Source organism: Candidatus Binatia bacterium (assembly GCA_029243485.1).
Lineage (GTDB): Bacteria > Desulfobacterota > Binatia > UBA12015 > UBA12015 > VGTG01.
On record JAQWRY010000024.1, the window covers coordinates 1 to 7,291 of the forward strand.

Genomic DNA, 7,291 nt, shown 5'->3' on the forward strand with positions numbered 1-7,291 from the left:
CGACCGTCCGTTTCGAGCTTCTCTACGTCTGGTTCCTCATCGAGCATGGCTCCCGTCGCATCGTCCACTTCAACGTGACGAAGAACCCGACCTCGGCGTGGGTCATCCAACAGCTCCGCGAATCCTTCCCGGACGAGTCGGCACCGCGCTACGTCATTCATGACCGAGACACGATCTTTGGCGCTCGCGTCGATGCGGCGATCCAGGCCCTCGAAACTGAGCCGGTTCGCACGGCCTATCGATGCCCGTGGCAGAATGCCTACGCGGAGCGATGGATCGGAACGTGCCGTCGAGAGCTACTCGATCATGTCATCGTTCTGGACGAGCGACACCTGAAGCGACTTCTCACTTCCTACGTGGGCTACTACAACGCCGACCGCGTTCATACGCGCACGCGAGACGCTCCCTCGGGGCGATCAGCGGAGCCATGTCTCTCTTCGACGGCACAGGTGATCGCCCTGCCACGTGTCGGGGGTCTCCAGCATCGGTACGCATGGGCGGAAGCTGCGTGATCGGGTCGCGGACGGGTTCTGAGAACGCACAGCCGTTCGGTCGCCCTCGGGGATCTCGAACACGAAGAAGTTGCCGTTCCCGAGGACCTGCCTCGCGGACGGGAACCACGTGACGACATGCTCCCTCGAGATTACATCCGTCCACACGTACCGGGCGTGGAAGTTGCGGGCGAGTTTCTGCGCGAGACGGCCGGGCGCGGTCGCGCGCGGCTGGGTGGATCGCCGACATGGAGCCCCTTTTGGGCTCCAAGCCGACCTAACGGCGCCTTCCTGGACGTGGGCGTGCGCCTTTTTCTGCCTCATGGACGGAACACTCTGACGCCCTAGAGCGCGCCCGCCAGGAGCTTTCGGCCGCCCAGCGGCTGCGCCGCGGCCGCTCAAACCCGAAACCGGACCTCGCTCCAGGCTTCGCGGTGGCGGCTACCGGGCGACCTGGGCAAATAGGCCGTTCCTCTCGCCTACCGCCGGTAGGGGAGGCGCCCCCGGGGCAGGTTCGGAGTTGACGGTTAGAGGGGACCTGAGTCAAAAAGGGCCTTGAGGTCGGCTACCGTCATGCGGAGGACTCGTGGCATTACGACATCTCCATCGATGTCTCGAATTCGCACTGCTACGTGATCACGGCCGTATTGTTCTGGAGTAGTGAGCGGCATGCCGGCTGACGAGCTATTTCGCAGGAATGCAGAACTGATGGGTTACTGGCTCGGCGGAGAGACCGGCGCGCTCACCGATGCTCTCGCCGGGGACGCGCAGGCTGCACGCCTCTTCCTCGACTTTCTCGACCGCCAGCACCTCCGCTTTCAGTTCATGGCTTCGCTCGAGGGCTCCGAACTACGGTCGCTCTTCGCGACTGCAACTCTGATCGAGTGGGAGCGATCCATTGGGGAGAGACGGGCTCGGCAGGCCGGATTGGTCGAGGAACTGGCGGACCTCGATGACCTGCTGCGGAGCCGTGGTATCGACTACCGCCTACTCAAGGGCCCCTTTCTCGGCCAGCGCTTCTTCGGCGGGGTTGAGCGACGCCCGTTTGGGGATCTCGACCTCCTGGTCCGGCCGGCACACTTTGCCGAGGTCGATGCCCTAGTCGTCGCGACCGGCTTCGAGCGCCTCTCAGCGCTTCCTTTCGGTCATCGATTTGCGACCCGTTTTGCGCACGGCTGCGACTATCGGCGTGGCGCTTGTCGACTCGATCTGCATTGGGCACCCGCAACCCACCCTTCCTACCGAATCGACGAAGGTCGACTCTGGCAGGAGGGCACAGCGTTCGAAGTCGCGAACCGTCGCATTCCGGTCCTGACGGATGAGTCGGCACTCCTCTTTGTGGCGGTGTCGTTCTTTGAGGACCTCGATCGTGGCGCCGGCCGTTTGAAGAGCGTCGTTGATCTCGAACGGATGCTCACACGCATGGAGGGCACGACCGACTGGTCCTCTCTCTTCTTGCGCGCAGAAGCGGAGGGCTTCGGTTCGATCCTCCCTTCGATTCTGCGCCTAGCGATGGACTTCGCGAACGCCGACCAGCGCCTCCGGTCACTCGCGAACGAGCTCGACCGGCAAGCCAATGACGCGCCGATTGACTGGGCCGCCCGTGTTGCCCTGGTGGACGCCGCGCCGGGCCGTTTGCACAACAAGCTTTGGGCCTCAAAACTCTATGCCTGTTCTCGGGGGCTGGCTCTTGGGTGGTGGGTATTGTCGTTGCCTATGCGGCGTGCGGTCTACGCGCCGATCTCCTTTCGCGGTATGTTTCGGAGAAAGCGCTGAGTCGCGATGCAGGCGCGACGGGAGGGAGAGCAGGGGTGGGCCGATGCTGCCGGGATGTCTTCTGGCTCGCGCGGTTGCCGCGAAACTTGGCTGCGACTGTCTTCTTCGATGGAGCACCCCGCTTCTTGCGCAGCAGAGGCACCGCCGATCGGCTGCGGGGCAAGCCAAATGGTGAATCGTGTTCGAGCATTTCTATAGAGTCTCAAATGTAGTTCTCAAGGTCGAACACGATGGCGATGAGTTGTTCACCGCTCTGGCGGAGGACTTGAAGGCTCATGCCATACCTGCCTCCGCTCAGGTCGACTGCACGGCCCACCTGAAAAGCGGTTGCAAGGAATTCCGCTTGCCGGAAAAGAGCGTGCTTGTGGGCCACTGGCCAAAAGCGAGAGAAGCCAGGTACCAACGGAATGGTTCGCTCTACACTGAGCGAGCGGGCGAGGCCCTTGTGGCGACGGATTTTCAGAACCGCCGCGTGGACGCGCATTATTCCACGAGCAACAAGGCCGTACGGCTCTTGGCAAGGAACGCTCTAAAGTGGTTGATCATCAAGACAGCCGAAGCCCATTCTAACCTATTTCTGCACGCTTCATCGGTTGTATTCGCGAACAGAACAGTCCTCTTCGCGGGTCACTCTGGATGCGGCAAGTCCTCGTGCCTCCTCCGCCTCATGGCCGCCGGGGGCCAGGTCATTGCAGATGATGTGACGCTCGTACACGAGCATCGCCTGGTTCCTTTCAACTTCCGCCTCCATCTCAAAGGGGACATTGCCCGGCGGCAGAACCTCGATCCCTCGCATGACCGCTACGAACTGGGAACCACCCGGCCCGAAGTGAAACAGGGCATCGACTACGTCATCTTCCCGCAGGTGTGGCACCATGAAACGAGTGAAACCAAGGCCGCCACGCCGCACGAGGCCCTCCGCAGGCTCATGGAAATATACGTCCATGAGGCTTCGTGGAATGCCTACCCGGAAGATGCCGCGGAATACGAGCAACAATACGGCGAGTTGCTCAGTCGTGCGCAATGCTTTGAGTTCTTCGCCGGAGTTCATGAACGGGAAGTCACCGACACCCTCCTGGATTTCTTCACGATGCAAGAGCATGGCTAGGATCTCTTCCAGGACTTTTCGAGTCGGGCCCGTCACCTTCGGCATTGAGGTCGATGGCGGCGAGAGGGCATTCTCGGGACTGGCAGCCCTCGATGGACGACGGGTGGACGCCGATACCAACCACCGGATTCTCCTGGTCAAGGACAACGGCTTTGCACCTCCCAACCGGTCCCTGCGGACCCACCACAACTCAAGTCGCGGTACGTCGGTTTATCAACAGGGACATACGACGTACTACATGTCGCCGGCTTTCTGCGTGAGCGTGAGCACGGCTGACGCAGCGGCAGAACTCCACTATGTGCACCTTGATGAAGACACCTTGTGGGAGCTCAGACTCCTCGTCCGCTGGTTATTCAAAACCCTTTGCGGCAGGGCGGATTACACCTATCTCCCGGGGCAGTTCGTCCGCGCCGGCCAAAGCAGCCTGCTGGTGGCCGGCCATCGGGAATGCGGCATCATCGATGTGACCGACGAACTCGAAAGAGAGGGAGCTACGTCGTATGGTCACACCGTAGCTGTAGATTCAGACCTGGAACAGATCGTGAGTTTGCCATTCAACGTCGTGAGCGGACGCCCTGAGGACCGGCCTCTCCAAGAGGACTCTCAATCCTTTCCGGGGCCCTCTCGGATCGTGCTGGCCACCTCATGGAACGATCCCAACAGCCAACTGAGGCCCCTTCCCAGAGACGAAGGAATCCGGAAGCTGTCGGCTTTGAACCGGAGGGCCTACGAGTACTTCTCCGAAGACCAGGTCGAGGACCATGAGAAGAGGTACTTCGACATTCTGCCCGAGGATGTGTTCTTCGAACTCTATGTCGGGTTGGACAGAAGCAAGCTGAACAACACGCTGGCGCAATTTCTTGCGCGGACATGACGCATGAAAGCCGCACCGCTCACCTTCTGCACGGTGATCACCCAAGACCACTTTCTGTACGCAGCGGCGCTGCACCATTCGCTGAAAGCGAGGAACCCGGATTCGAGGTTTGTTGCCCTGGTCACGGATGCCGGTGAGCGTGAAGAGGCCCGGATCCGAGAGATGGCGGAGTTCGAGATCCTCTTGCTCTCCGACCTGGACATAGCCGGCCTCAAGGACATGAGGACAAAGTACGACGCGTTCGAATTGTGCAATGCAGTACGGCCGTCTCTTTTGAAGCATCTACTTCTTCGATTGAACTGCCCCACGGCCATCTACGTGGATGCAGACATATTTGTAGTGGGTTCGTTCGATGACTTGGACAGGGCTCTCGACACGAATCACTTCTGTCTGACCCCGCATATCACCACGCCCTACCCGCGGGACGGCATGTTGCCGGACGACTTCAGCGTCCTGTCATACGGCGAGTACAATAGTGGTTTCTTCGCGGTCAGGAATTCGGGGGAAGCGATCCAGGTGCTTGACTTTCTCATCGATCGGCTCCGCAGCTACTGCTACCGGGATCCCCCCTACATGTTTGTGGACCAGAAGTGGTTCTCTCTCCTGACCTGCCTCTATCGATCCTATTTCGGACAAATCGATCATCCAGGTTACAATGTCGCCTACTGGAATCTTCACGAACGACACATCGAGCACGCGGACGAGGAGTTCTACGTCAACGGTGGACCGGCGGTCTTCTTTCACATGAGCGGTTTCGACCGGAAGAACCCGACGGTCTTCACGAAACGCGGAGTCAAGCGGGATAAGGGCAAACCACGCGTGGTCACTAGGTCTGGCCATCGCTACACCGTGGACAACTACCCGGTCCTTCGCCTGGTCGTGGAGAAATACTCAGACCTGCTTCGGCAGATGGAGATTGCTTTGCCTGCCGACCAGATCACATAGTGTCGAGGCGTTCTTCTCGTTGCTCCGCTTCGCGAACAGGAACGCTCCCCGTGATAACTCGGCGGCCAGTTCCGGGTCGCTGAGAACACGGATGACGTGTTCTGCGAACTCCCCGGTGTCACGGGCCACGAGGAAGGCTTCGCCGGCCCCATGTTCAAGACCTCGCACCCCGACCCGTGTGGACACCAGAGGCTTTCCATGACCCAGCGTAGTCATGGTCTTTATGCTGAGGCCCGTTGCGAAGTAGTTCGGATTGACTACGACGTCCACCTCCTCAAGCACGGCAGAAATATCCGGGACATACCCCAGGTTTCTGACTCCTTCCGCAGCTACCCGGTTGCGATTGCAGACGAAGCCGGCGACCCACAACTCGGCCTTCGGCGCGGCGGCGCGAATGGCCGGCAAGATCTCCTTCGAGAACCACTGGAGACTACTCCTATTGATGTCGCTGGCTGAGCCAAAAAAGAGCATCTTGTGGCCGGAGGGCCTCTTCGGCCCGGGCTTGTGCAGTTCCACCGTGTGACCCACCGTGAGTACTTTTTTGTCCGTCACCTGAGAGAAGTGCACGTGGTCATCTTCTTGAATGGCAACCACGACATCCGCACGCTCCAGGGCCTCGCTCTCCGCATTCTCGGTAAATGACGGGGCGGGGTACGTCTGTCGGATGCCCGCTTGGCGAGTCTTCCTATTCCTGCAGGCAAAAACATCGAAGGTGTCTACGACCTTCAAGGTTGAGTCCTCGAAGCACTCAAGCGCTTTAGACAGATAGGCGTACTCGACAAAGACAATGTCCGGACGGAGTTGCCTCTCGAGGTTCCGCAAGAACGGATCCAGACGGTCGTCGTACCAGTCATCAGCTTCCCAGTCATCGGCAAACGATGCGTCCCCCGACCATCCTTTCTTCTTCGCGTTCGCGAGTTCCTCAAAGTCGGGCAGAAACAAATGGCTGCCCCAATATTGTCTCATGGCCGGCAGGGAATCTGGGGAGGTTTGCTGGAAGCGTCCCTGCAGATAGACCATGAACACCTGGTTGCCCCAGTGCTTAAGCATCGAGGCCAGGCTGAAGATCCTGCTCCGGTGGCCGGCATCCTGGGGATGCGTGGCTACGGGCGAGATGATGACGATGTTCTTGGACAACGTTTCTACTCGAGCGATGGACCGATCCGCGAAGTCGGCCCCACGCTCTCCACAAGAATAGCTCAATTTCCGGTGCCGCCCAGCGGCTGCGCCGCGGCCGCTCAAACCCGAAAACCGGACCTCGCTCCAGGCTTCGCGGTGGCGGCTACCCGGCGACCTGGGCAAATAGGCCGTTCCTCCTTCCTCTCGTCTGTGACGCATCGTTGACGAGCTCGACGACGATGCCCGGGCTCTGCGCGAACAAGCCTGGTCCTGTAGGCGGGGGATGAGAATCACGGTGCCAGTAGCGCGGACCTGCAGGCTCTCTGCGATCCGGTGACCTGCGCGGTCCACATCTGCGGCCTCTGATCCGTCACTCCACCGTAGCGCCCCGTCCGGCCTGGTGCCGGACGGGGCGCTTGACGTGAAACCTGCGGAAGCCGGCGATCGGCCGTTCATGTCGGCTACCGCCCTACTTGCTCGCTATCTTTCGCCTCTTGGATCTGAATCGTTACCATTTGGCGTGGATCTCTCTTCAAGGGGCTGTGGCGTGCCGCGATACTGCTGGTTTTGGTTCAATGACGGGTCGCCCACCAACTGCTCTTCCGGCAAGAACAAACGTGGGGCGCTTCCCAAATCATCTGATGCTCGAGGTCCCGCCGGGTCTACGGTATCGCCGGGCCGGTACCCACGATCCGTGGCGTGACGGCCCAACTTGTGTTGCTCCCACAACCAGCGCTCCATCGCCTGCTCCTGCTCGGTGGGTTCATCGCCGGGGTCCTGCGCTGGGAATCTGAAAATTGACTGATCGGTGGGGTTCCCGTCCGCGTCAAAGTGTTCATTGTACGTCGTCAGCTGAGTCGGGATCTTTGGGGTCGATTTATAAGAGACACTTCCGGCACGTTTGCCCGCCTACGCGGCGCGTAGATTCTGTCGCTTACGACGGGCCATTGTCTTCTTCTTGATCTGTTCTCGGCGCGT

At 60.2% G+C, this 7,291-nt stretch carries 6 protein-coding genes; 5 read left to right on the plus strand and 1 reads right to left on the minus strand.

All coding sequences use genetic code 11. The features are described from left to right. The 5 genes from P8R42_08475 to P8R42_08495 all read left to right on the plus strand — a co-directional run. Positions 1–512 (plus strand): integrase core domain-containing protein (locus P8R42_08475; GenBank protein ID MDG2304680.1); only part of this gene is annotated, 512 nt, incomplete at its 5' end. Positions 513–1,160: 648 nt separating this feature from the next. Beyond that, positions 1,161–2,267, plus strand: a complete 1,107-nt coding sequence (locus P8R42_08480; protein ID MDG2304681.1) for a nucleotidyltransferase family protein — start codon at positions 1,161–1,163, stop codon at positions 2,265–2,267. Positions 2,268–2,445: 178 nt separating this feature from the next. After that, positions 2,446–3,375 (plus strand): hypothetical protein, encoded by a 930-nt coding sequence (locus P8R42_08485; GenBank protein MDG2304682.1) that lies wholly within the window; start codon positions 2,446–2,448, stop codon positions 3,373–3,375. Next, the gene (locus tag P8R42_08490) at positions 3,368–4,249 is read left to right on the plus strand and encodes a hypothetical protein (GenBank protein MDG2304683.1); all 882 of its coding nucleotides are present in this window, start codon (positions 3,368–3,370) and stop codon (positions 4,247–4,249) included. Before P8R42_08485 ends, P8R42_08490 begins: the two co-directional genes overlap by 8 nt. A gap of 3 nt (positions 4,250–4,252) precedes the next feature. After that, positions 4,253–5,194 (plus strand): hypothetical protein, encoded by a 942-nt coding sequence (locus P8R42_08495; GenBank protein MDG2304684.1) that lies wholly within the window; start codon positions 4,253–4,255, stop codon positions 5,192–5,194. Here P8R42_08495 and P8R42_08500 read toward each other — a convergent pair. Then, positions 5,141–6,331: a glycosyltransferase gene (locus P8R42_08500; GenBank protein MDG2304685.1), complete on the minus strand. Its 1,191-nt coding sequence runs from the start codon at positions 6,329–6,331 to the stop codon at positions 5,141–5,143. The two genes, P8R42_08495 and P8R42_08500, sit on opposite strands and share 54 nt — an antisense overlap. Between the last annotated feature and the right edge of the window lie 960 nt (positions 6,332–7,291).